This is a genomic window from Kitasatospora sp. NPDC051170 (assembly GCF_044455705.1).
Lineage (GTDB): Bacteria > Actinomycetota > Actinomycetes > Streptomycetales > Streptomycetaceae > Kitasatospora.
Map to the genome: position 1 here is coordinate 42,883 of NZ_JBITFA010000026.1, position 23,691 is coordinate 66,573.

At 74.9% G+C, this 23,691-nt stretch carries 20 protein-coding genes; 10 read left to right on the forward strand and 10 right to left on the reverse strand.

Features of this window, described 5'->3' with window-relative positions; translation table 11 throughout:
* The first annotated feature begins 447 nt into the window (after positions 1-447).
* Positions 448-1,944 carry a hypothetical protein gene (locus tag ACIBCA_RS35420; protein ID WP_396287251.1) on the forward strand — a complete coding sequence of 499 codons (1,497 nt, stop codon included), beginning with the start codon at positions 448-450 and terminating at the stop codon, positions 1,942-1,944.
* 102 nt (positions 1,945-2,046) lie between these two features.
* Here the strand turns inward: ACIBCA_RS35420 and ACIBCA_RS35425 are convergent, their stop codons facing one another.
* Complete coding sequence (locus ACIBCA_RS35425; RefSeq protein ID WP_396287252.1) at positions 2,047-2,577, reverse strand: hypothetical protein; 531 nt, start codon at positions 2,575-2,577, stop codon at positions 2,047-2,049.
* A gap of 288 nt (positions 2,578-2,865) precedes the next feature.
* Between ACIBCA_RS35425 and ACIBCA_RS35430 the strand changes: the two genes are divergently transcribed.
* A complete protein-coding gene (locus tag ACIBCA_RS35430; RefSeq protein ID WP_396287254.1) occupies positions 2,866-4,368 on the forward strand; it encodes a HEAT repeat domain-containing protein in 1,503 nt (500 codons plus the stop codon).
* 178 nt (positions 4,369-4,546) lie between these two features.
* Here ACIBCA_RS35430 and ACIBCA_RS35435 read toward each other — a convergent pair whose 3' ends face one another.
* From ACIBCA_RS35435 to ACIBCA_RS35445, 3 genes are all read right to left on the reverse strand, one after another.
* The gene (locus ACIBCA_RS35435) at positions 4,547-5,392 is read right to left on the reverse strand and encodes an undecaprenyl-diphosphate phosphatase (protein ID WP_396287256.1); all 846 of its coding nucleotides are present in this window, start codon (positions 5,390-5,392) and stop codon (positions 4,547-4,549) included.
* Positions 5,393-5,631: 239 nt separating this feature from the next.
* A complete protein-coding gene (locus ACIBCA_RS35440; RefSeq protein ID WP_396287257.1) occupies positions 5,632-6,345 on the reverse strand; it encodes a class I SAM-dependent methyltransferase in 714 nt (237 codons plus the stop codon).
* Between the two features lie 59 nt (positions 6,346-6,404).
* Positions 6,405-6,941: a PadR family transcriptional regulator gene (locus tag ACIBCA_RS35445; protein ID WP_396287259.1), complete on the reverse strand. Its 537-nt coding sequence runs from the start codon at positions 6,939-6,941 to the stop codon at positions 6,405-6,407.
* A 144-nt stretch (positions 6,942-7,085) separates the two neighbouring features.
* Here ACIBCA_RS35445 and ACIBCA_RS35450 point away from each other — a divergent pair, with 144 nt between their 5' ends.
* Positions 7,086-7,865, forward strand: coding sequence for an alpha/beta fold hydrolase (locus tag ACIBCA_RS35450; protein WP_396287261.1), 780 nt, complete (start codon positions 7,086-7,088; stop codon positions 7,863-7,865).
* Positions 7,866-7,888: 23 nt separating this feature from the next.
* Positions 7,889-8,842: an aminoglycoside phosphotransferase family protein gene (locus tag ACIBCA_RS35455; RefSeq protein ID WP_396287263.1), complete on the forward strand. Its 954-nt coding sequence runs from the start codon at positions 7,889-7,891 to the stop codon at positions 8,840-8,842.
* On the opposite strand, the gene ACIBCA_RS35460 is transcribed toward ACIBCA_RS35455, so the two are convergent.
* The 4 genes from ACIBCA_RS35460 to ACIBCA_RS35475 form a co-directional block, all read right to left on the reverse strand.
* The gene (locus ACIBCA_RS35460; protein ID WP_396287264.1) at positions 8,820-9,686 is read right to left on the reverse strand and encodes a biotin-dependent carboxyltransferase family protein; all 867 of its coding nucleotides are present in this window, start codon (positions 9,684-9,686) and stop codon (positions 8,820-8,822) included. The genes ACIBCA_RS35455 and ACIBCA_RS35460 overlap by 23 nt on opposite strands.
* 72 nt (positions 9,687-9,758) lie before the next feature.
* Positions 9,759-10,415, reverse strand: a complete 657-nt coding sequence (gene pxpB / locus ACIBCA_RS35465) for a 5-oxoprolinase subunit PxpB (protein ID WP_396287266.1) — start codon at positions 10,413-10,415, stop codon at positions 9,759-9,761.
* Between the two features lie 68 nt (positions 10,416-10,483).
* Positions 10,484-11,260, reverse strand: coding sequence for a LamB/YcsF family protein (locus ACIBCA_RS35470; RefSeq protein WP_396287268.1), 777 nt, complete (start codon positions 11,258-11,260; stop codon positions 10,484-10,486).
* 141 nt (positions 11,261-11,401) lie between these two features.
* On the reverse strand, positions 11,402-11,947 hold the full coding sequence (locus tag ACIBCA_RS35475; protein ID WP_396287269.1) for a hypothetical protein: 546 nt from the start codon (positions 11,945-11,947) through the stop codon (positions 11,402-11,404).
* Positions 11,948-12,260: 313 nt separating this feature from the next.
* On the opposite strand from ACIBCA_RS35475, the gene ACIBCA_RS35480 reads away from it, so the two are divergent.
* The 4 genes from ACIBCA_RS35480 (at position 12,261) to ACIBCA_RS35495 (ending at position 20,122) form a co-directional block, all read left to right on the forward strand.
* Positions 12,261-13,745, forward strand: coding sequence for a hypothetical protein (locus tag ACIBCA_RS35480; protein WP_396287296.1), 1,485 nt, complete (start codon positions 12,261-12,263; stop codon positions 13,743-13,745).
* A 105-nt stretch (positions 13,746-13,850) separates the two neighbouring features.
* Positions 13,851-14,726, forward strand: a complete 876-nt coding sequence (locus tag ACIBCA_RS35485) for a hypothetical protein (protein WP_396287270.1) — start codon at positions 13,851-13,853, stop codon at positions 14,724-14,726.
* Between the two features lie 43 nt (positions 14,727-14,769).
* Positions 14,770-19,353, forward strand: coding sequence for a hypothetical protein (locus ACIBCA_RS35490; protein WP_396287271.1), 4,584 nt, complete (start codon positions 14,770-14,772; stop codon positions 19,351-19,353).
* Positions 19,354-19,363: 10 nt separating this feature from the next.
* The gene (locus ACIBCA_RS35495) at positions 19,364-20,122 is read left to right on the forward strand and encodes a metallophosphoesterase (protein WP_396287272.1); all 759 of its coding nucleotides are present in this window, start codon (positions 19,364-19,366) and stop codon (positions 20,120-20,122) included.
* Here the strand turns inward: ACIBCA_RS35495 and ACIBCA_RS35500 are convergent.
* The gene (locus ACIBCA_RS35500) at positions 20,104-20,583 is read right to left on the reverse strand and encodes a hypothetical protein (protein WP_396287274.1); all 480 of its coding nucleotides are present in this window, start codon (positions 20,581-20,583) and stop codon (positions 20,104-20,106) included. The genes ACIBCA_RS35495 and ACIBCA_RS35500 overlap by 19 nt on opposite strands.
* Before the next feature lie 195 nt (positions 20,584-20,778).
* Positions 20,779-21,474 (reverse strand): FadR/GntR family transcriptional regulator, encoded by a 696-nt coding sequence (locus ACIBCA_RS35505; protein ID WP_396287275.1) that lies wholly within the window; start codon positions 21,472-21,474, stop codon positions 20,779-20,781.
* A gap of 198 nt (positions 21,475-21,672) precedes the next feature.
* On the opposite strand from ACIBCA_RS35505, the gene ACIBCA_RS35510 reads away from it, so the two are divergent.
* Entirely contained in the window at positions 21,673-22,230 is a 558-nt protein-coding gene (locus ACIBCA_RS35510) for a gluconokinase (RefSeq protein ID WP_396287277.1), read from the forward strand.
* Positions 22,230-23,618, forward strand: coding sequence for a gluconate:H+ symporter (locus ACIBCA_RS35515; RefSeq protein ID WP_396287297.1), 1,389 nt, complete (start codon positions 22,230-22,232; stop codon positions 23,616-23,618). The genes ACIBCA_RS35510 and ACIBCA_RS35515 overlap by 1 nt, the downstream gene beginning before the upstream one ends.
* Positions 23,619-23,691: the final 73 nt, after the last annotated feature.

Consider the following 23,691-nt stretch of genomic DNA (forward strand, 5'->3'; position numbering starts at 1 on the left):
GGGTGCGGCCCCGCGGTGCGGGGGAGGGCCGGTGCCGTGCGCTCCAGGGGGGTTGCGCGCGGCGGCCCTGCTCTTCGGTCGGACCGGGTGGTGCGCGGGCGCCGGGCACGGACGCGGGGTCAGGAACCCCTGTTCGGCTGTCGGCCGGCCGCACCCTGGGGAATGCGGTCGGCCGGAGAGCCGTGGCCGTGCCCGGCGCCCCCGCGCCACCCGGCCGCGCCACCCCCTCGGGTGAGGACCGGAGGCGTCCCGTGCCACGGTCGGGGGACGGCCCCGACACCGGTGGGACGCCGCCCGACCCGGAGGCGAGGTGGCGCACCCCTACAACACACCCGCGGCGCACTGGCTTAGTAGTCTGGCGGGCCCTGGCGAACCGTGGCGAATGCTCGCCCGGCACTTGCCGGACGCTCTAGCCTCGGAGGTGCCGAGGAAACCTGGGGGCTTCACTTGAGCAGGGAACCCAACACCCGACTCGCCGACCTGTTCGTCCTGACCGGATGGTCCAAGGGCGAACTGGCCCGGCTGGTCAACCGCCGGGGTGCCGCGCTGGGCCAGCAGCAGCTGTCCACGGACACCTCGAGGGTACGGCGCTGGATCGAACAGGGGGAGATCCCCCGCGATCCGGTTCCGCGGGTGCTGGCAGCCGTGTTCACGGAGCGGCTCGGCCGTGTCGTCACCACTGAGGACCTCGGTCTGGAACGACACCGGCCCACCAGGTCCCAAGGGGCGTCGTCAGCCTCCGCACCAGTCCCGTGGTCGCCGGATCGAACAGCCGCGGTCCTCACCGAGTTCACGGGAATGGACCTCATGCTGAACCGACGTGGATTGGTGGGCGCGGGCGCCGCGCTCACGGCCGGGGCTGTCATCGCCGACTCGCTCAAGGGCTGGCTGGGAGGGGACGCCGTCGCCTACGCGGCCTCCGTGCCCGGGCCCCGACAGGTGGTCACCGCGGGCGGGGCGCGCCCCGCGGTGGACACGTACGACGCGGGCCCGATCGGGCTCGACGAGGTGGAGTCGCTGGAGCGCTCCGTGCAGGTGTTCCGCGCCTGGGACGCGGCGCGCGGCGGCGGGCTGCAGCGCAAGGCGGTGGTCGGCCAGCTCAACGAGGTCGGCGGGCTGCTGACCCACCGCCACGGCACGGCCGTGGAGCAGCGGTTGTGGCTGGTCGCGGCCAACCTCGCGGTGCTGGCCGGCTGGATGTCGCACGACGTGGGCCTGGAGCCCACCGCCCAGCGGTACTTCATGATCGCGGCGGACGCGGCCAAGGAGGCGGACGACCGTCCGCGCGCCGGGGAGGCGGTCTCGCGCGCCGCTCGGCAGATGGTCCACCTGGGCCGGGCCGACGACGCGATCGACCTGATGGCGGCGGCGAAGACGACCGGCGGCCGGCTGCTGCCCAGAACGCGCGCCATGTTCAACACCGTCGAGGCGTGGGCGCACGCCTCGGTCGGGCACGCCCAGGACACCTACCGCCTGCTCGGTGAGGCCGAGGAGCTGTTCGCCGACGAGGCGTCGGAGCCGGCGCCGACCTGGATGCAGGTGTTCGACGAGGCCGAACTGCGCGGCATGCAGGCGCTGGTGCTGCGCACGCTGGCCGAGCACGACGCCTCGGCGGCCCCGCAGGCGCAGCGGCACGCGGAGCGGGTGATCGCCCTGCGGGAGGGCACCGGGCAGCTGCGCTCGGCGCTGTTCGACCGGATCACCCTGGCCTCGGTGCACTGGATCACCGGGCAGCCGGACGCGGCGGCGTTCCAGGCGCGGATGGCGCTGAACGGGATCGCCCAGAACTCCTCGCACCGCACGTGGGACCGGCTGCGGGAGATGTACCGGCTGACGGCGCGCTACCGGGGCCTGCCGGTGGTGGACGAGCTGCGGGAGGACCTGGGGCGGCAGCTGCGCATCGCGGACGCGAAGAACCGGCCGCGGTCGGCGGGCGGCGTCTGAGGCGGGCGGCGTCCGGGGCGGGGCGGCCGGAGGGTCCGGAACTACTCCCGTAGTGCCACTACTGCAGTAGTTCCACTACCGGAGTAGTGCCACGCCGAGGTCCTAGTCGACCGGAGCGGGCCGCAGGCGCATGCGCAGGGCGGTGACGGTGCCGTCAGGACCGAGGACGGGTTCGCCCGCGCACTCGACGCCGTCGTGGCGGCCGCCGGCGCGGCGGACGCGGACCGTTCCGGCGGAGGGGCGGCCGTGGACCAGGGCGTCGGTCATCATGCGGCGCAGCAGCGGCCGGTCCGCCTCGGGCAGGCGGTCGGGGAGGCGGTCGAGGCTGAGTGGGGCCGTGCCCGGTTCGCAGCCGAGGAGGAGGTAGGTCTCGGCGTTCCAGCGGACCTCGTCGGTGAGGAGGTCCCACTCGGCGGAGCCGACGCCGATGCCGCTGTCCACGCTGCTGTCCGCGCCGGTTCCCGCGCCGCTCTCCGCGCCGCCGGTCACTCTGCCGCCGTCCGTTCCGCCGTCCGCCCCGTCCGGCTGCGGGCGGCCCCTCGCGGCCCCGTCCGCCGTGCCCGTCCGCGCGCCGTCCGCCGTGGCGTCGCCGGGCGGGCGGGTGGCGGTGGTGGGGCGTAACGGCATGGTCATGACGGGTCCATCGGTCGGGTGCGGTCCGCCGGATGCGGGCCGTGGGGGTGACGGGACGACTGTCGCACAGCGTCCTCACCCGTGCGGGCGATTTGGACAGAACGCACGCAAAATTCCCGTGGCATATGCCACTGTGGCGCCGCCCTCCGTCGCCCTGTGTGCGGAAGGGTGCCCGAGGCGGTAACCTTCGGTGATTCCGGCGCCCGGGCGCCCGCCGCAGTACCGACCAGAGACCCCGGCGACGGAAATCCCGTTGCCACTACGACCGCCGCAACGGATGCTGACCTCATGTTCGAGCCAGTGATAGCACCTAGTGCCAGCCTCCTCGGCCTCCTGCAGCGAGGCCGCGGTGACGGGCAGCTCCACGCGCTGGCCGCCGACCGCACCGAGGCCATCGCCGCCCTCGAGGAATGCGTCACCAGAGATCCGCGCGCCGACTGGCAGGTCGAGGGCCGCTCCCTCTACTACGCCCGCCTCTACATGGAGCTGGAAGCCCCCCTCGACGGGATCGAGGACCACCTCCACTCCGCCGAGGACCTGGTCAGCGACGACGAGTGCCGTACCGGCCTCGCCCTGTCCGTCCTCGGGCACCTCGCCGCCTACGGCCGTCGCGACGCGCTGCTGATGCTGCGCGAGTACGCCGCCACGGGCGCCAACTGGGCCTGGGCCCTGGACGAGCTCGCCCTGCGGGACGACGACCGGGGCCTGCTGCTGCTCGGAACCGCCGTGCTGGACCACTTCGCGCCCGGTCCCGAAGGGGACGCCGAGCTGCGCGAGTTCATCCGCAACGCCTACGAGCCCCGGCCCTGGCGCCTGTGGGCCGCCTACCACCCGAGGGTCGCGGCCGCCTCCGAGCACTCACCCTTCGACCTGTGGCAGCGCCAGCTCAACCGCAGCGGCGTCACCCCGGGCTGGTCCACGGCCGACGTGCTGGCCTGGGCCGACCAGGGCGACCTGGGCGGCCTCGGCGCCGGCGACTTCCTCGGCCGCGGCGCCGCGCCGCGCGCCGACGAGGACCCGGACGCGCCCGACGCCGTGGACCGCCGCGCCGCCGCGGCCGCCCGCTGCCTGACCGCCGTCGTCCGCCCCGAGGACCGCCCGCTGCTGCTGGAGGCCGCCAGGGACGGACTGCCCGGCGCCCGCAGAGCGGCGCTGCGCCACCTCGTCGACCAGCGCGATCCGGCCGCCATCGGGCTGATCGAGGCCGCCGCCGCCGACGTGGACGACCGCGTGGTGCGCGCCGCCCTGGAACTGCTCGGCCGGATGCGCGGCCCCGAGGTGCTGGCGCACGCCCGCCGCTGGGCCGACCCGGTCGGCGGCGCCGCCGACAGCGCGCTGGGCGAGGCCGCCGTGCGCCTGCTCGCCGACGCCGGCGAACCGGACGACGGTCCGCTGGTCGTCGCGGGCCTGCGCCGGTGGGTGTCCGTGCGGGGCGTGAGCGGCTGCGGTCTGGGGTCGTTGGTGGACGGTGCGGGGCGGCTGGCCGCCGCCGACGCCGTGCCCGTCCTGCGCCACATCTACGGGGAGGCCGTCTCCTCGGAGCTGCGCGGCCGCGCAGCCCGGGCGCTCGCCGCCACCGACGTGCACTTCCCCGAGGGGCCCGCCGTCGAGTGCCTCTGGGACTGCGAGGAGTCCACGCGCGAGCTCGCCGCGCGCCATGTCGCCACCACGGGCGACGCGCGTGTGCTGGAGCGGCTGCGTAGGCTCGCCGCCGACCCGGCCGAGGAGGCCGAGGTCCACGCCGCCGTCCGGGGCAGGCTGACCGCCGCCGCCCGGGAGTTCCGGCGTTAGGGTACGGCCGCGTCAGGCCCGCACCGCGTCAGGCGCGCACCTCCCACCACAGACACGGCCGTGGGCCGGGACTCCTCGGAGTCCCGGCCCACGGTCTTTCGCTGTTCGAGCTTCCCCGTTCGACTGAGCGGGAGCGCTCGGACGACTGAGCGGGAGAGCTCGGATCTGAAACGCCGTTCTACTTCACCGAGCCCGCGTCGGCCGTCAGGACCCCGCCCGCGACCAGACCGATGATCAGCATGCCGAGGAGCACCCGGTAGACGACGAACGGCAGGAAGCTGTTGTGCGAGATGTACTTGAGGAACCAGGCGATCGCCGCGTAGCCGACCACGAAGGCGATCCCCGTCGCCAGGACGGTCGGCCCCCAGGCCGGTGCCGGGCCCTCGCCGATCTTGAACAGCTCCAGCACTCCTGAGGCGAGCACCGCCGGGATCGCGAGGAGGAAGGAGTAGCGGGCCGCCGCCTCCCGGCTGTAGCCGAGCAGCAGGCCCGCGCTGATCGTGCCGCCGGAGCGCGAGACGCCCGGGATCAGCGCCAGCGCCTGGGCCAGGCCGTACAGGCCCGCGTGCGGCAGGGTCAGCTCGGTGATCGGCTTCGCGTGCCGGATCGCCCGCGTCCGGTCGGCGAAGGCCAGGACCAGGCCGAACACGATCAGGGTCGTGCCGACGATCCGCAGATCGCGCAGATGCGTCTCGATGGTGTCCTGGAACAGCTTGCCGAGGATGCCGATCGGCAGGGTGCCGATGATGACGAACCAGCCCATCCGGGCGTCCGGTTCGGAGCGCAGCGCCGGACGGAACAGGGACAGCGCCCAGGTCCGGATGATCGAGACGATGTCCTTGCGGAAGTAGATCAGCACGGCCGTCTCGGTGCCGAGCTGCGTCACCGCGGTGAAGGCCGCGCCGGGGTCGTCCCAGCCCAACAGGGCGGAGAAGACCCGCAGATGGGCGCTGGAGGAGACGGGCAGGAACTCGGTGAGCCCCTGGATCAGGCCGAGGACGGCTCCGTGGAACCATTCGCTCACCGGGCACCCGCCAGGGGTATCGGGCGGCGGTCGTGCGGGTGCGGCATGAGCGGTTCCTCGCGGGTCGTTGGCGGGCGGTGCGGGGCGCCGCGACCCCCACGGCCCACGGCCGCGCACGAGCCCGGCGCGCGGCCGATGGTACGGGGTGAAGATGACAGTACTTGGTTCACCCTTTAATCGGACTTTGCGCACCGGGCTCGTACGCGGCTGCGGGCCGCGGGCTGTGGGTGCGGGCTGCGTCAGACGATCGGACGGGCCCGCACCCAGGTGCCGTCGCCGCTCAGGACGGTCTCGATCCGCAGCCCGGCCTCCGTCAGCGCGCGCTCGAACCGCTCGGGCGTCAGCGGGCGGGACAGGAAGGTCTGCGTCCAGTTCCCGTCCGGGAACTCGTACTCGACGAAGACGGAGTTGACGCCGTCGCCGATCGGGGTGGAGGAGACGACCCGGGCGAGCATGTCCGGGCCGACCATGACCTCACGGGGCACGTCCTTGTGCGCCTGGCCGCCCTCGCGCTGGATCAGCACGCAGCCGTCGTCGGCGACGTGGCGGCGGCAGGTCTCCAGCAGGCCCTGGCGGACCTTCTCGTCCCCGGCGTGGACCAGGAAGGAGGCGAGCAGGACGACGTCGAAGCGCTCGCCGAGGTCCAGCCTCTCGATGGGACTGCGGACCTTGCGGACCTCGGGGCGCACCCGCGCCAGCATGTCCGGGGACTCGTCGACGGCCGTCACGGTGAAGCCCTTGTCGGCAAGCGGGTGGGTCATCCGGCCCACGCCGCAGCCGAGTTCGAGGATGGTGGCCCCGGCCGGAACGGATGCCTCGATCACGTCCGGGCCGTCGCCCACCGGCAGGCGCGTCCACATCTCGACCGCGCAGCCGTCCGGGGTGATCGCCCCCGGTCCCGTGCCCTCGTAGCCGGGGCGCCGCTCATTGCTCGTGTACGTGTCGTCGCTCATGCCGACCATCGGAACACGCGTTCCGTGGGGGCGGAAGGCAGCTGACCGGCGGAATCCGGTCAGTCTCGCGGGCGGCCCTCCAGCTCCGCCAAGGTCGCCCGCAGCCAGCCGAGTTCGGCCTCGCTGGTGGCGCGGGCGACCAGGAGCAGGCCCCGGCGGAACGGGTCCTCGAAGTCCTCGGCGCCGAGCGGGCGCCGGCCCTCGTAGAAGAAGCTCGCCGGCTCGCTGAGGAAGGCCAGCCTGCGGCGCAGCACCACGGCCTGCGCGGCCGGGTCGGCGAGGTGGCGCAGGAAGGCGAGCACGGTGAACCAGCGGTTCTCGTCGCTGATGTCCAGCGGCTCGGGCTCGCGCAGGCGGTCGAGCAGGGCGGCGCGCCCGGCCTCGGTGAGGTGCAGGGTGTGCCGGGGGGCGGCGGCGCTGCCGGGCTCGGTCTCGCGGACGAGCAGGCCGGCGGTCTCCAGGCGCTTGATCGCGGGGTAGAGCGTGCCGTCGCTGATCGGGCGGACGTGGCCGGTGAGCGCGCTGAGGTGGCGGCGCAGCTCGTAGCCGTGCAGCGGCCGGTCGTGGAGGAATCCGAGGATGGCGAGCGTGAGCATGGGGCCACTGTCGCAGATCCGTCCCTCGGGGTGCGGGTATATCGCTGTTGAGATACCTCGATGGCGAGGTATGGTTGCGGTGCTCCAGACACCCCGTCACCCCGCCACCCGCCCGAGACGTACCGCTCCGGAAGGAGCCCCGCCATGCTCGAAGCCCCCGTCACCCCGAACGGCGACCGCATCCGCTGGGTCGAACTGCCCGGCGCCGAACCCGCCCGGCTCTACCTCCACGGCCTCGGCTCCAGCTCGCCCGCCTACTTCGCGGCCGCCGCCACCCACCCGCTGCTCGCCGGGCGCCGCTCGCTGCTGCTCGACCTGCTCGGCTTCGGCCTCAGCGACCGGCCCGCCGACCGCGCGTACACCCTGGAGGAACACGCGGACGCCGTCGCGGCGGCGGTCGGCGCGGCCGGACTCGACAGCGTCGAGGTGATCGGCCACAGCATGGGCGGGGCGGTCGCGATCGTCCTCGCCCACCGGCACCCCCGGCTGGTCACCCGGCTCCTCCTGGCCGACGCCAACCTCGACCCGATCGCCCCCACGCCACTGCGGCCGGGCAGCAGCGGCATCGCGAGCTACACCGAGGAGCAGTTCCTGAACGGCGGGCGTGAGGAGGTCGCCGAGCGCGTGGGCCCGTTCTGGTGGTCCACGATGCGGCTGGCCGGCCCCGAGGCGCTCCACCGCAGCGCCGTCCACCTCGCCCGGGCGAGCGTGCCGACCATGCGCGAGATGCTGCTCGCCCTCGACCACCCGCGCACCTTCCTCCATCCCGCCGCCGACGGCGAACCGGCCGGCGCCGACGCCCTGCGCGCGGCGGGCGTACGGGTGGTGGCGGTGCCGGACAGCGGGCACAATCTCATGATCGACAACCCGGACGGCTTCGCCGAGGCCGCCGCCGCGGCCCTCGCGGCTCCTCCTCTACGCTGACCGGAACCGAGAGGAGCGTTCCCGTGACGGCCGTCGAGATCCCGCCCGCGCTGGCGGTGTCCCTGGAGGAGAACCTCGGCCCGGGCGGGCTCGCCTGGGTGCGCGGACTGCCCGCGCTGGCGCGGGAGTCGCTGGAGCGCTGGGAGCTGCGCCCGGACGGCCCGGCCGCACACGGGGTGGTCGCGCTGGTCCTGCCCGTACGGCGCGCGGACGGTTCGCGGGCCGCGCTCAAGCTCCAGCCGGTGGACGAGGAGACACAGGGCGAACCGCTCGCCCTGCGGACCTGGCACGGGCGCGGCGCCGTCCGGCTCCTCGACCACGAACCGGCCACCGGCGCCATGCTGTTGGAGCGCCTCGACGCCACCCGCACCCTGCTCGACGTGCCCGAGGAGGAGGCGCTGCGCGCCATCGCCGAACTGCTGAGCGAACTGACGCGACACCAGGCGCCGCCGGGAATGCGGCAGTTGGGCGAGATCACGCACGACCTGCTCCTCGACGCCCCCGGGATCCACGGCCGGCTCGCCGACCCGGACGAACGGCGGCTGATCGCCGCCTGCGCCCGCGCCCTGACGGAGGTCCGCACCCGACCCGGCGACCGCCTCCTCCACTGGGACCTCCACTACGGCAACGTCCTCGCCCCGCTCCCGGACGGCGACGGCCGCGCACCCTGGCTCGCCATCGACCCCAAACCCCTCGCCGGGCACCCCGGCTTCGAACTCCTGCCCGCGCTCACCAACCGCTGGGACGACCTGCGCGCCACCGGCGACACCGCCCGCGCGCTGCGCCGCCGCTTCGACCTGCTCACCGAGGCGCTGGACCTCGACCGCGCGGAGGCGACGGCCTGGACCCTCGGCCGGGTGCTCCAGAACACCCGCTGGTCGGTCGTCGACGGCGGGCGCACCGCGCTCGACCCGGCGCCGCGGCTGATCGCCGAGGTCCTGCTCGGCCGCGGGCCTACCTTTCCGGCAGGGGCGTGAAGCGTACGGGGGTCCCCGGGCGGGCCTGGGCCGCGGCGGCGAGGTCGGTGGCCGGGACGACGCCGATCACCGGGTAGCCGCCCGTCGTCGGGTGGTCGGCGAGGAAGACCACCGGCTGGCCGTCCGGCGGGATCTGGACCGCTCCCAGCACCATGCCCTCGCTGGGCAGTTCGCCCGCCCGGGCGCGCTCCACCGGCGGGCCCTGGGTGCGCAGGCCGATGCGGTTGCTCGCGGGGGAGACGGCGTACCGGTCGTGGCCGAGCCGGGCGAGCGCCCCGGGCGTGAACCAGTGCGCGTGCGGGCCCAGGCGCAGCCGCAGGACCAGTTCGGCCCCGGGGCCGGGCAGCGGCACCAGGTCGGGCCGGGGCGCGTGCGGGGGAGGAGGGCCGACCGGCAGGCGGTCGCCGGCGGCGAGCGGGGCGGGGCCCAGGCCCGCGAGCAGGTCCGTCGAGCGGCTGCCGAGCACGGGCGCGACGGCGATGCCGCCCGCCACGGCCACCACGCTGCGCACCCCGGCGGTCGCCGTCCCGACCTCCAGCACGGCCCCGGCCGGTACCGTGACCGCCGCTCCCCAGGCCGCCGGTCGGCCGTCCACCAGGACGGGCGCGGGCGCGCCGGTCACCGCGATCACCGCGGGGCGCCCGACCACCCGCAGGGCGACCCCGCCGAGCGTGGTCTCCAGGGCGGCCGCCCCGGGCTCGTTGCCGACCAGCCGGTTCGCCGCCCGCAGCGCCGGTTCGTCCAGCGCCCCGGCTCTGGGCACCCCGAGGTGCGCGACGCCGCGCCGCCCGAGGTCCTGCACGGTGGTCAGCGGCCCTGGCCGCACTGTCAGCAGCTCGCTCAACTCGTTCTCCTCTGCCGGGCGGAGGGGCCGGACGGCCACGACATCTGTAGTGTCACTACGCGAGTAGTGCCACTACATACGTAGTGCCGCGCCCCCGGCGAGACCCGAAGGCGCACCTGGGGCCCGTACCGCGACGAACCGCACCCGAACCCCCGGCTCCAGCAGCGCCGCCGGCCGCCGCGCCGCGTCCCACAGGAGCAGCGCCGTACGGCCGAGCAGCTGCCAGCCGCCGGGGGAGGAGCGCGGGTAGACGCCGGTGAACGCGCCGGCCAGGGCGACCGAGCCGGCGGGGACGGCGCTGCGCGGGGTGGCCCGGCGCGGCGGGTGGTACTGCGGGGGCAGGCCCGTCAGATAGCCGAAGCCGGGGGCGAACCCGCAGAAGGCGACCACGTACTCGGGCGCGGTGTGGATGCGCACGGCCGCTTCCTCGGAGACGCCCCACAGCGCGGCGACCTCGGCCAGGTCGGCGCCGTCGTACACCGTCGGCACCTCCACCAGCGCCCCGCCCGCCGCCGTGGCCCCGCGTGGACGGGCGGTGCGCAGCAGGGCGGCGACGGCGTCGAGGTCCGCGACGCCGTCCAGGAGGAGGGTGCGGGCCGCGGGTACCAGTTCCTCGACCTCGCCCAGCGCGCCCGCCGCCCGCGCATCTCGTGCCCAGGCGTACAGGGCGGAGACCTCGTCCGTGTCGGCGAGCTCGACCAGCAGCGCCCGCTCACCGACGCGACGCACGACGCGACGCGCGACGTGACCCAGGGCCCGACCCTCGTCGGGCCGAGCCCCGGGCCCCGCCCCCGCCGTCACGTGAACGCCTCCACCCGGATGCCCGCCGAGGCCAGCGCCCCCCGGATGCGCCAGGCCAGCTGCGCGGCCCCCGGGGTGTCCCCGTGGACGCACAGGGAGCGGGCGGCGACGCCGATGCGCTCGCCGCCCGAGGACTCGACGGACCCGTCCCGGGCGATGCCCACCGCCCGGGTGATCACCGACTCGGGGTCGTGCACCACCGCGTCGGGTTCGCGGCGCGGCACGAGCGTGCCGGTCCGGGTGTAGGCGCGGTCGGCGAAGGCTTCGGTGACGACCGGCAGCCCGACGCCCTCGGCCACCGCGAGCAGCCGGGAGGAGGGCAGCCCGAGGACGGGCAGCGGCCCGCCGCAGATCGCGCCCGCCCGCAGCACGCCCGCGACGACGGCCTCGGCCTGTTCGGAGTCGTCGACGACCCGGTTGTAGAGCGCGCCGTGCGGTTTGACGTACGAGACCCGGGAGCCGGCGGCGAGCGCGAAGACCTGGAGGGCGCCGATCTGGTAGGCGATCTCGTCGGCCAGCTCCTCCGGCGGGACGTCCATGGGGCGGCGGCCGAAGCCGGCGAGGTCGCGGTAGGAGACCTGGGCGCCGATCCGCACGCCCCGCTCGGCGGCGAGCGCGCAGACCCGGCGCATCGTCGACGGGTCGCCGGCGTGGAAGCCGCAGGCGACGTTGGCGCTGGTCACGACGGACAGCAGCGCCTCGTCGTCGGTCAGGGTCCAGCGCCCGAATCCCTCGCCGAGGTCCGCATTGAGATCGATCACCGCATCGGCCACGCAGTCCGCCTCCCAGCTGCTGTTGAGCCAGATGGTAGGGCCTGCGGATGACGCCCGTGTTCCGTGACCCGACCCCCGGCGCACGTACGGGCGCGCGGCGCCCCGGCGCGCGCCCGGGGGCTGCGCCGGGGCGCGGCCCGCTCAGCTCTCGGCCGGTCCTCCCACGAAGGAACGTTCCAGCGGTCGCAGGGCCCGCAGCACGATCAGCAGGGGGATGACGCCGAAGACCCCGAACGACATGTCGATGAATCGCCACACCACGGGGATCCCTCGCACCGGCCCGCAGAACAGGGCCAGTGGGATGACGGCCCCGCAGGCGAGGACGGCCCAGCGGATCACCCAGATGTTGCGGACCGGGTCCTTGAGCGGCCCCCAGAAGGCGGCGGCGATCACCAGGTGGGCGAAGGCGAGCCAGTCGGTGCCGTACCGGAGGAAGGGGTAGTGCTCGTCGGTCTCGACGATGCCCTGGTGGACGTGCTCGAACCAGGCCGTGGCGCCGGGCATGAGGTCGGCGACCGGGGCGAAGGGCCCGTGGAGGAGGTCGACCACCAGCCGGGTCTCGGTCTCCAGGGGGAAGGCGGTCAGTCCGCTGAGGACGAGGCAGACCAGGAAGAACCAGAGCCAGCGCCGGACACGTCGCAGGACATCCGCGGGCAGGACATCCGCAGGCAGGACGGATGCGGGCATGACAACCGCTGGCAGGGCAGCCGCGGGCGGGACATCCGCAGGCGGGACATTCGCGGGTCGGCCGTCCATCGCACACACCTCCGTGCAGGGCGGGCCCGGGCATGGCCGGGCCCGCCGAAATCGCAGGCCGGGCCTTGTCCCGCCTGCACGGCACGACTCTAGACCCTATATTTGAACGTGTTCAACATGCCCTGGCCTGGAGGTCCGTTTCGGTCGATGTCGGTGCGAACCCCTAATCTTGTCCACCGTGACCGCCATCGCAGACCCGCCCACCGAGCCCGGACTCCGGCCCGCCGTCGCCGGCGCCGCCGCCGTGCCCGCCGCGCGCCCCGCGCCCGGGCCCGCCGCCGACGAGGGCCTCGCCCGCCGGCTCAAGGCGCTGGCCTGCACCGCCCCGCTGCACGACCTGGACAACCGCAAGGTCAACCTGGCCGGCGAGTACGGCGGCTACGCGATGGCCGAGGTCGGCCTCGCCGCGATCGACCTGGTCACCCTCCACATGGACTTCGACACCGGCGCCGACCGCGACATAGTCCTCGCCCGGATGCTGCCCCGCGTCGCCGCCCAGGCCCCCGCCCGGCACGCCGCCGAGCACGAGCGCGTCGCCCGCTGGGTGCTCGAGTCGCTGATCAACGTCGGCAGCGTCGACCGCGGCTTCCGCGCCGTCTACGGCACCTTCGGCGCCGACGGCGCCTACGTGCGCCGGGACTACGACTTCAAGCTGATCGAAGAGGTCCCCGGCCCCGACGGCGGCGTCTACCTGCGCACCACCGACGAGGCCGTCAACGTCCTGGTCGGCGCCCTCGACACCGACGTCACCTCGGCCCAGATCGCCGCCGAGGTCAAGCTCGAGGTGCTCATCCGCCGCGGCCGCCTTGCCGACGCCCAGCTCGCCGCCGAACAGGCCCGCTACCGCACCGTCCAGTACGCCGAGACGCTGCGCCGCGCCCTGGAGGCCACCCGCCGCAACGTCCGCGCCGTCGACTGGATGCAGGCCGTCCCCGACCTCATCGACGAGGCGCTCGACCACATCGCCGACCGCTACCGGCACGAGAACGCGATCCTCACCAACATCCGCAAGGCCCGCGACGAGGCCGAGGACGCCGAGCACAAGCGCCGCGCCGCCGAACTCGTCGACATCGTCAAGGACTGCATCCGCCGCCACACCCAGCTCCAGACCCGCCTGCTGGAGGCCGGCCCGCTCTTCCGCGCCGAACAGGACCGTCAGGCGTTCGCCACCCCCGGCGCCCGCAGCGGCATCGACCTGTACGGGCAGCTGCTCGCCCCCGTCCTGCGGCTGCCCGTCGAACAGGCCGTCCGCCCCACCGACGCCTTCTTCGCCCTCGGCACGGGCCTGCGCACCCCCGTCTCCGTCCGCGTCACCGACCTCGTCGACCTGCTGCTCACCCCGCCCGTCGAGCGCGAGCACCTCGGCGCCGAACTGCCCGACCCTGACCTCGTCGCCACCCCGGACGACAGCCGCTTCTCCGAGGCGCAGCTCGAAGCCGCCCTGCTGCTGCTCGACCTGCCCCCGGACGCCCCCCGGCGCCTGTCCGGCCTGCTCGCCGAGGCCCGAAAGCAGGACCCGGACCTGCCCTACCTCGTCGCCCTGCTCGCCGTGCACGCCGCCAGCCCGCCGGTGGGCACCGCCTACCGCCAGGGCGAGGAGCGGCTGCTCTTCGCCGTCGACGACGGAACCCCGCTGCACGACCGGGAGTTCGGCGGCGCCGACCTCATCGTCGGCAGCGCCCTGCTCGACGCGGCCGGCATGGCCGCCGAGCGCAAGGACGCCGGCTGAGCGCGGCCCCTCAGGCAACCGGCCCTCCCAGACACCCGGCCCCCTCAGACACCCGGCCCCCTCAGACACCCAGAACACCCGTAACAGCACCGAGGAGCACCGCCCGTGACGACCCACCACGACACGTCCTGGGCGGGCGAGAGCGAACCCGCGGCCCCCGCGCCGATCACCCCCGCCGACGTCGCCGACGCCGCCCGCCTGGTCTCCTTCGGCCTCCAGGCCAAGCTGCTGCCCGCCCGCGACGCCGAGTACGCCGAGCTGGTGCGCCGCCACCGCGAGGACCCGCCCTTCGCCCGCCTCGCCGACGCCATCGCCACCGGCATGGGCCTGGTCGTCCTCGAGGTCTCCCCGCGCGCCGGCATGGCCGTCGCCGCCGCCGAGGACTCGCTGTTCGCCGTCCGGATGGGCGACTACTCGCGCCGCGCCGCCTCCGAGTCCACCGACCGCTTCCTGCACGGCCTGGCCCACCTCGCCGCCGCCGCGATGGCCTTCCCCCGCCCCGAGGACCTCGCCGACGACACCTACCTCGGCCGGATCACCGTCAACGGCGTCGACGCCTTCGTCCGCCAGGCGTGCCGCCGCCTCGAGGAGCAGGCCGACGCCGAGGGCGCCAACACCGACCCGAGCACCGACGCCCCCGGCCTGGAGGCCGCCTGGCGCGTCTGGTCCCGCCGCACCGCCACCGGCGCCACCAAGGACGCCCGGCGCCTGTCCGGCTCCACCATCGGCATCGTCGCCAAGGCCGTGCTCTTCCTCGTCGACTCCGGCTTCCTGCAGAAGGTCTCCGACGACTCCGGCGGCACCTACCGCACCACCGCCCGCTACCAGCTCCAGGTCCGCGACCTGGCCGGCAGCGCCGCCATGGCCGAACTGCTCGACCTCGGCGTCGTCCCCGTCTCCGACGGCACCGCCAGCCTGCTGCCGCCCGACACCACCGACGACCTGGTCGCCGACGCGGGCCTGCCCTTCCACTCGCTCTGACCACCCCCGCCCCAGTCACGCAAGCCACGGAGAACCGCCGCACATGTACGAGCTGAACCGGGTCCGCCTCTACTCGATCGGACCGGCCGGCGCCCGCTACGCCGACACGGTGCTCGACCTGCGCGGCGTCGGCGAGCCCGTCGCCGACCCGGCCCCCCAGCAGATCGGCCTGTTCGGCGAGGAGCCCGAGGGCCCCGTGCGCCGCCCCGCCCCGGCCGGCGTGCTCTTCCTGGAGAACGGCGGCGGCAAGTCCGTCCTGCTCAAGCTGATCTTCTCGGTCATGCTCCCCGGCCACCGCAACACCCTCGGCGGCGCCAGCTCCGGCGTGCTGCGCAAGTTCCTGCTCGCCGACGACTGCGGTCACGTCGCGCTCGAGTGGCAGCACACCGTCACCGGCGAACCCGTCGTCGTCGGCAAGGTCAGCGAGTGGCGCGGCCGCCAGGTCTCCTCCGACCCGCGCAAGTTCGCCGAGACCTGGTACTCCTTCCGCCCCGGCCCGGGCCTCACCCTCGACTCCCTGCCCGTGGCCGAGCGCGTCAGCCTCGCCGGCGACCAGAAGGCCCGCGGCCGCCGCCGCACCATGAAGGGCTTCCGCGACGCGATGGCCGAGGCCGGCAAGGCCCACCCCCACCTCGACCTCGTCTTCGAGGACGGCCACGACCGCTGGACCGAACACCTCGGCGAACTCGGCCTCGACCCCGAACTCTTCCGCTACCAGCGGGAGATGAACGCCGACGAGGGCGAGGCCGCCGGCCTCTTCGCGGTCAAGCACGACAGCGACTTCACCGACCTCCTGCTGCGCGCCGTCACCGACACCCGCGACACCGACGGCCTCGCCGACCTCGTCCACGGCTTCGCCGCCAAGCTCGGCCTGCGCTCCGAACTCACCGCCGAACGCGACTTCACCGCAGGCTCGTTGGACCTCCTGGAGCGCATCGCCGAGTCCACCGCCGCCCGCGAGGGCGTCCGCGAGGCCCACCGCACCGCCGAACGCCGCACCCGCCGCCTCGCCCAGGCCCTCGCCACCCGCGCCGCCGCCGAACGCGACCGCGCCCACGACCTCGCCGTCGAGGTCGCCGCCGCCGCGAGCGCCGTCACCGCCGCCGAGACCGACCGCACCCGGCACCACCTCATCGTCGACGAACTCACCTACCGCCACGCCTCGCTGGGCCTGGCCGCCGCCACCGCCGAGGCCGCCGCCCTGCGCCGCGAACTCACCGACGCCCGCACCCTGCACTCCGCCTGGCAGGCCGCCGAGGCCGTGCTGCGCCACCGCGCCGCCGCCGACCGCGTCACCCGCGTCGCCGCCGCCATCCGCGAGGCCGAACTCGACGCCGCCCCCGCCCTCGCCGCCCGGGCGCTGGCCGCCACCGCCCTCGCCCGTGCCCTCGAAACGGCCGCCTCGGCCGCCGAGACGCGCGCCGACACCGAGGAGCAGCGCGCGAGCGAACTCCAGGAGGACGGCGCCAAGGCGCAGTCCGACGCCACCGAGGCCGCCACCGCCGCCCAGAAGGCCCGCAGCGAGGCCGAGCACCTGCGCCAGCGCCTCGCCGAGGTCGAGCAGGAGACCGAAGCCGCCGTCGCGGCCGGGTTCATCGACGCGGACGGCGACATCGACCCGGCCCGCGCCGCCCTGCACGCCGCCGACGTGGAGAAGAGCGCTGCCGCCGCCCTCGCCCAGGCCCGTACGGCCGCCGAGAGCGCCGCCGCCCGGCTGCGCGAGGCGTCCGCCGCGACCGGGCGCGCCGAACTCGCCGCCGAACGCGCCGGCGACGCCCGCAAGGCCGCCGCCCAGGCCCTCGCCGCCGAGCAGCGCACCGCCGCCCTGCTCGCCACCGAGGAACGCCTCGCCGACCTGCTCTCCCTCACCCCCACCCCTACCGATTGGGCAGAAGACGGGTCGGGCGCCGAGGAGGACGCCGGCTTCCTCACCCCCGCCGTCCTCGACCGCAACGCCGAGTACCTGCGCGAACTCCTCGACGAGGCCATCGCCACGGCGGAGCGCACCCTCTTCGAGCTGCGCACCGCCGCCGCCGACGACTCCCGCATCCTCGCCGCCCTCGGCGACGGGGGCCTGCTGCCGCCCGGCCCGGACGTGCTCGCCACCGTCGAGTACCTCGCCGAGCACGGCATCCCCGCCCTGCCCGGCTGGCGCTACCTCGCCCAGTCCGTCGACCCGGCCGACCACGAGGCGATCCTCGCCGCCCGCCCCGAACTCGTCGACGGCGTCGTCGTCACCGACCCCGCCTCGCTGGAGCGCGCCCGCGAGGCCCTGCAGTCCGCCGCCCTGCTGCCCCGCTCCACCGTCGCCGTCGGCGCCGCCGCCTCCCTGATCGCCCCGATCACCGACGAGCCCGCCTTCTTCCTCGTGCCGCCGAACCCGGCCATGCACGACGAGTCCGCCGCCGACGGCGAACGCCGCGAGCTGCGCACCCGCGCCGCCGCCCGCGAGGAGCACATCCGCGAACTCGCCGCCCGCCTCGGCGCCGACCGCGCCCTCGCCGCCCGCCTCGCCTCCTGGCACGCCAGTTGCCCGCCCGGCACCCTCGCCGAACTCGCCGCCGCCGCCGACACCGCCCGCGAACACGCCGAACAGGCCGCCGCCGCCCTGGCCACCCTGCGCGCCGACCACGACGAGGCCGAGACCGACCACGCCGCCGCCGCCTCCGCCCACGAGGAGCACCGCGAGAGCGCCCAGCGCGCCCGCCGCCGCGCCGACGCCCTCTCCGGCCTCGCCTTCCGCCTGCGCGAACGCGCCAACTGGGCCCGCCGCCGGCGCGAACTGGCCGAGGACGCCACCGAGTGCGACCGCCGCCAGAGCCTGTGCGCCGATCGCGCCCGCACCTGCGACGAGGACCGCCGCGCCGCCCAGCGCGCCGCCGACGACGCCCGCCGCACCGCCCGCGCCCTGCGCGCCGAACGCGCCGAGATCCCCGCCGCCGAGCAGACCGACGCCGAGGCCGACAGCGCCCCCGCCGCCCTGCCCGCCCTGCGCGAGGCCTACCGCGCCGCCTCCCAGCTGTACGAGAAGGTCGGCGTCGGCGCCGACCTGCGCGCCGAACAGGCCCGCGCCGAGGGCGACGAGGCCGCGGCCGCCACCGAACTCGACCGCCTCACCAACAAGGTCCGCACCCGCGCCGAGGAACTCCTCGGCAGCCCCGACGGCGCCGACGGCCCCGCCCGCCAGGCCGCCGCCGCCCGCGCCGAGGAACTCGTCGCCACCATCGAGGCCCGCTCCGCCGCCGCCAGCGAACAGCTCGGCCGCCTGCGCGGCGAGGCCGAACGCTCCGCGCCCGCGAACGGCGAGGCCCACACCGAGCTGCCCGAGGAGCTCGTCCCCACCGACCCCGAGCACGCCCAGGTCCTGCTGCGCACCGCCACCGGCAGCCTCGCCGAACGCCGCGAGGCCCTGGACGCCGCCCGCACCGCCCACGCCGACCTCCAGCGCACCTTCAACACCGCCCAGTCGGCCGCCGCCGACTTCGACGAACTCGCCGGCCAGCTGCGCGACGGCCTGCGCGACCACCAGGAGGACGACGGCCACAGCGCCGAGCCCTACCTCGGCCCGCTGCCCGACGCCCGTACGGCCGCCACCGACGCCCGCCGCGCCCTGCGCACCGCCGCCGGCGAGCTGTCCTCCGCCGAACTCGCCGTCCGCGACGCCTCCGACGCCCTCGTCCGGCACGCCAACGCCGCCCGCTTCGAGGCCGTCCGCACCCCCGCCCGCCAGCAGATCCGCGAGCTGCCCGCCTCCGCGCTGCCCGAGCACGCCGCCAACTGGGCCGCCGCCTTCGCCCCCCGGCTGCGGGTGCTCACCGACGAGCTCACCCAGCTGGAGCGCAACCGCGGCTCGATCGTCGACCGGCTGCGGGGCCTCGTCGAGTCCTCCCTCACCACCCTGCGCGCCGCCCAGCGCCTGTCCCGGCTGCCCGAGGGGCTGGGGGAGTGGTCCGGCCAGGAGTTCCTGCGCATCCGCTTCGAGGACCCGGACCACGCCACCCTGGTCGAACGCCTCGGCGAGGTCATCGACGAGGCCACCCGCGCCGCCGTCCGCAAGAACAGCGACCTGCGCCGCGACGGCATGTCCCTGCTGCTGCGCGGCGTCGCCGCCGCGATCGGCCCCAAGGGCGTCGGCGTCGAGATCCTCAAGCCCGACGCGGTGCTGCGCGCCGAGCGCGTCAGTGTCGGCCAGATGTCCGACGTCTTCTCCGGCGGCCAGCTGCTCACCGCCGCCATCGCGCTCTACTGCACCATGGCCGCGCTGCGCGCCAACGACCGCGGGCAGTCCCAACTCCGGCACGCCGGAACGCTGTTCCTCGACAACCCGATCGGACGCGCCAACGCCACCTACCTGTTGGAGCTCCAGCGGGCCGTCGCCGACGCGCTCGGCGTCCAACTGATCTACACCACGGGCCTGTTCGACACCACCGCGCTCGCCGAGTTCCCGCTGGTGATCCGCCTGCGCAACGACGCCGACCTGCGCGCGGGCCTCAAGTACATCTCGGTGGAGGAGCACCTGCGCCCGGGCCTGCCCGCCCCGCAGGACCCGGACGGCCCGGCCGTCCACGGCGAGATCACCGCGACCAGGATGTTCAAGCGCCCGGCGGAGGCTTCCCCGAAGTCCTAGCGTGGTCGTCATGGTGACGATCGCGCAGCTCAGTGACATCCATCTCGGACAGGTCCACCGGGGCGACGGCGGGCGCCGCGCCAGGAGGCGGGCCGAGCAGGTGATGGCGTACCTCGACGCCCTGCCCGGCCCGCTGGACGCGGTGCTCGTCACCGGGGACCTCGCCGACCACGGCCTGCCGGAGGAGTACCGGCAGGTCGCCAAGGTGCTCCAGTCCCGGCACCCGGTGCTCATCTGCCCCGGCAACCACGACCGCCGGGAGCCCTACCGCGAGCTGCTGCTCGGCGAGGCGCCCGCGCAGGGCCCCGTCAACCGGGCGCACCACCTGCCCGGCGTCGACGTGCTGATGCTCGACTCCTCGATCCCCGGGCGCAACGACGGCCTGCTCGAGGACGCGACCCTGGAGTGGCTGGACGGGCGACTGGCCGCCGGCCGCGGCGACGTGCCCGCCCTGGTGGGCTTCCACCACCCGCCCGTCGAGCTGTCCATACCGACGGTCGACCGGATCCGCCAGTTCGAGGAGGAGCGGCTGGCGGAGGTGGTCCGCCGTCACCCCCGGGTGGCGGCCCTGCTGTGCGGCCACGCCCACACCCCCGCCGCGACCACCTTCGCCGGCCGGCCGCTGCTGGTCGCCCCCGGCGTGGTCTACACCGTCACCCTGCCCTGCGAGGGCGGCCCCGGCGCCAGCTCGGACCACCCGCCGATGCTCGCCTTCCACGTCCTGGACGACGACGGCCGGGTCACCACCCACTACCGGGCGGTCTGCTGACGCCCACCCGGGTTCTGCGCACCGCGGGCCTGCTGCCCCGGCCACGGCTGCTGTTCGGAACGGACCTGCTGCTGCCCGGGCGGCCTGGCCTGCTGCCCGGGCTGTGCCTGCTGTCCGGGCCGGGTCTGCTGTCCGGGCCTGGCCTGCTGTCCGGGGCGGGGAAGCGGCCGGGGGGCCAGCGGCTCCGGCGCCCGGTACGGCTGCGGACGCGGCGCCGCCGGCGCCCGCAGCCGCTGGGCGGCCACCTGGCGGGAGATCAGGATCTCCAGCAGGCACCACGCCGTGCCGAACACCCCCAGCCCCATCGCCATCAGAGCGGGCGTCAGCAGCCCGCTGCCCGCGTAGGAGGCCAGCGTCGCGACCACCATGCCCACGAGCGTGAAGGAGAAGGAGAGGACCGCTCGGACGGCGGCGGCGCGCACCTCGTCCGGCAGGCGGCGACGGCGGCGTGGCACGGACATCGAGCGACCCCCAGGCGCGGATTCCAAGGCGAACACGGGACGGGCGCACACGAAACACGCCCCCTCGACCCACTCTGCCCCGTCGAACCAGGACTATGCGTCCGTAAACGGCCGATTCGGCGGAAATGACGGAACTGTCGCCAAACCGTGTCATCCCGAAACCGCGTCATTCCGGCGGAGGAGGGGGACGGCCCGTCAGTCCAGCTGCTGGTTCAGCTCCTCCAGCGCGCCGGACACGATCGTGCGCATCGCCTGCTCGGCCCGCTCGGCCTCGCCGGCCCAGATCGCCTCGGCGACCTCCCGGTGCAGCCGGATCGCGTACGACTCGGGCTGATGGGGCATCAGGTGGTACTCGGTCCGCCCGGTGAGCACCGCCCCCACGGTGTCCCCGAGGTGGGCGAACATCTCGTTGCCCGAGGCGCGCAGGATCAGCGCGTGGTAGGCGATGTCGTGCCGCAGGAAGGTGGCGAGGTCCGCCGCCCGCGCCGAGACCGTCAACTCGACGGCGAGTGAGCTGAGTTCGCGCCGCTCGTCGTCGCTGGCGTGGACGGCGGCGAGCGCGGCCGCGGCCGGTTCCACGGCGACGCGCAGCGAGCCGAGCGAGCGCAGCTGGGCGGAGCGGTCGGAGCCGGCCAGGCGCCAGCGGATGACCATCGGGTCGAAGACGTCCCAGAGCGACTTGGGCTGCACGGTGATCCCGACCCTGCGCCGGGAGGCCACCAGGCGCATCCCCTCCAGGACCCGCACCGCCTCGCGCACGACCGTCCGGGACACCCCGAACCGGATCTCCAGCTCCTCCCCGCGCAGCACCGCCCCCTCGGGGATCTCCCCCGACGCGATCGCCGGCCCGAGCTCGGCAAGCAGCCGGCCGGGCAGCCCCTGGATCTCCATCCGCCCAGCCTAGACGCCGCCCCCGCCCGCGCGCCTCACACCCCCGGCCCGCCCCTGCCCTGGGCCCGCTCCGGAGCCCTGCGATGCACCCCTGCGATGCACCCCACAGTCCAAAAGTATGACGATTTGGTTTCCGCCACTTGAATACGTCATATCTTTGAAGCGATAGTGGCGGCCTGCAACGAAGGAGCACCACCCATGGCTCTCAGCGCCGAGATCCGTGCCCTCCCCGGGACCACCCCCCTCACCGTCGTGGTGATGGGCGTCTCAGGGGTCGGCAAGACCACCCTGGCCCGCCTCCTGGCCGACCGCCTCGATCTCCCCTTCGCCGAGGCGGACGAGTTCCACCCCCCGGCCAACATCGCCAAGATGTCCGCCGGCGTCCCCCTGGACGACGAGGACCGCGCCCCCTGGCTGCGCGCCATCGGCGCCTGGCTCAAGGAGCGCACCGAGGACGGCACCGGCGGCGTCGTCACCTGCTCGGCACTGAAGCACGGCTACCGCGACATCCTGCGCGCGGCCGCCCCGGGCGCCTTCTTCCTGCACCTCAGCGGTGGTCACGACCTGGTCCAGGACCGCATGTCGCACCGCACCGGCCACTTCATGCCGCCGTCGCTGCTCGACTCCCAGTACGCCACCTTGGAGGCCCTGGGCACGGACGAGCTCGGCGCCGTCCTGGACGTCGGCCCGTCCCCCGAAGAACTCGTCGAGAAGGCCGCGGCCCTGCTGCGGCCGGTCAATGGAGACCTCGCGTGATTGCCCCCACCCTCCTCGCGGCCGCCCCACCGGCCCTGCCGCACACCAGCAGCGACTCCCAGCTGCTCGTCGCGGTCCTGCTCAGCATCGGCGCGATCGTCCTGCTGATCACCAAGCTCAAGCTGCACCCCTTCCTCGCCCTCACCCTGGGCTCCGGGCTGCTGGCCGCCGTCGCGGGCGCGCCCTTCGACAAGCTGCTCAGCAGCTTCTCCACGGGCTTCGGCTCCACCGTGGCCAGCGTCGGCCTGCTGATCGGCCTGGGCGCGATGCTCGGCAAGCTGCTGGCCGACTCCGGCGGCGCCAACATCATCGCGGACACCGTCCTGTCCCGTACGGGTAACAAGGCGCTGCCCTGGGCGATGGCGCTGATCGCGGCGGTCCTGGGCCTGCCGCTGTTCTTCGAGGTCGGCGTCGTCCTGCTGATCCCGATCGTGCTGCTGGTCGCCCGCCGCGGCAACGTGCCGCTGATGCGGGTCGGCATCCCGGCCCTGGCGGGCCTGTCGGTGCTGCACGGCCTGGTGCCCCCGCACCCGGGCCCGCTGGTGGCCGTGGACGCGCTCAAGGCCGACCTCGGCGTCACCCTGGCCCTGGGCCTGCTGATCGCCGTCCCGACGCTGATCATCGCCGGGCCGCTGTTCTCCCGCCTCGCCGAGCGCTGGGTCGGCCCGCTGGAGATCCCGGCCGCCACCGCCCCCGAGGAGAGCGACCGCCCCGAGCGCACCCCGTCCTTCGGCGCGGTGATGGCGACCATCCTGCTGCCGGTCGTGCTGATGCTCGGCAAGGCCCTGGCCGACGTGGTGATCGACGACCCGAAGGCGCTCGGCCAGCGGGTGTTCGACTTCATCGGCTCCCCGCTGATCGCCCTGCTCGCCGCGACCCTGCTCGGCATGCTGACCCTCGGCAAGGCGGCGGGCTTCGACAAGGCGCGGATCTCCGACACGGTCGGCAAGTCCCTGGGCCCGATCGCCGGCATCGTCTTCATCGTCGGCGCGGGCGGCGGCTTCAAGCAGACCCTGATCGACGTGGGCGTCGGCAACGCGGTCAGCGAGTGGTCCGGCAAGTGGCACATCTCCGCCCTGCTGCTGGGCTGGCTGATCGCCGTCCTGATCCGCCTGGCCACCGGCTCGGCCACGGTCGCCACCATCACCGCGGCGGGCATCGTCTCCCCGCTCGCGGCGAACATGTCCTCCACCCACGCGGCGCTGCTGGTGCTCGCCATCGGCGCGGGCTCGCTGTTCCTGTCGCACGTCAACGACGCGGGCTTCTGGCTGGTGAAGGAGTACTTCGGGATGAGCGTCGGGCAGACGCTCAAGTCGTGGTCGGTGATGGAGACGGTGATCTCGGTGGTGGCGATCGCCCTGATCATGCCGCTCAGCCTGATCATCTAGCGCACGGCCGACGCGCGACGAAGGGGCGGCACCCGTACTCGTACGGGTGCCGCCCCTTCGTCGTGTCGGACGG

Excerpts from the sequence above, each read along its gene's own strand:
- ACIBCA_RS35425 (WP_396287252.1), bottom strand. The coding sequence starts at position 2,577 with ATGACCATGCCGTTACGCCCCACCACCGCCACCCGCCCGCCCGGCGAC.
- ACIBCA_RS35430 (WP_396287254.1), top strand. The coding sequence starts at position 2,866 with ATGTTCGAGCCAGTGATAGCACCTAGTGCCAGCCTCCTCGGCCTCCTG.
- ACIBCA_RS35440 (WP_396287257.1), bottom strand. The coding sequence starts at position 6,345 with ATGAGCGACGACACGTACACGAGCAATGAGCGGCGCCCCGGCTACGAG.
- ACIBCA_RS35445 (WP_396287259.1), bottom strand. The coding sequence starts at position 6,941 with ATGCTCACGCTCGCCATCCTCGGATTCCTCCACGACCGGCCGCTGCAC.
- ACIBCA_RS35450 (WP_396287261.1), top strand. The coding sequence starts at position 7,086 with ATGCTCGAAGCCCCCGTCACCCCGAACGGCGACCGCATCCGCTGGGTC.
- ACIBCA_RS35475 (WP_396287269.1), bottom strand. The coding sequence starts at position 11,947 with ATGCCCGCATCCGTCCTGCCTGCGGATGTCCTGCCCGCGGATGTCCTG.
- ACIBCA_RS35490 (WP_396287271.1), top strand. The coding sequence starts at position 14,770 with ATGTACGAGCTGAACCGGGTCCGCCTCTACTCGATCGGACCGGCCGGC.
- ACIBCA_RS35495 (WP_396287272.1), top strand. The coding sequence starts at position 19,364 with ATGGTGACGATCGCGCAGCTCAGTGACATCCATCTCGGACAGGTCCAC.
- ACIBCA_RS35500 (WP_396287274.1), bottom strand. The coding sequence starts at position 20,583 with ATGTCCGTGCCACGCCGCCGTCGCCGCCTGCCGGACGAGGTGCGCGCC.
- ACIBCA_RS35505 (WP_396287275.1), bottom strand. The coding sequence starts at position 21,474 with ATGGAGATCCAGGGGCTGCCCGGCCGGCTGCTTGCCGAGCTCGGGCCG.
- ACIBCA_RS35510 (WP_396287277.1), top strand. The coding sequence starts at position 21,673 with ATGGCTCTCAGCGCCGAGATCCGTGCCCTCCCCGGGACCACCCCCCTC.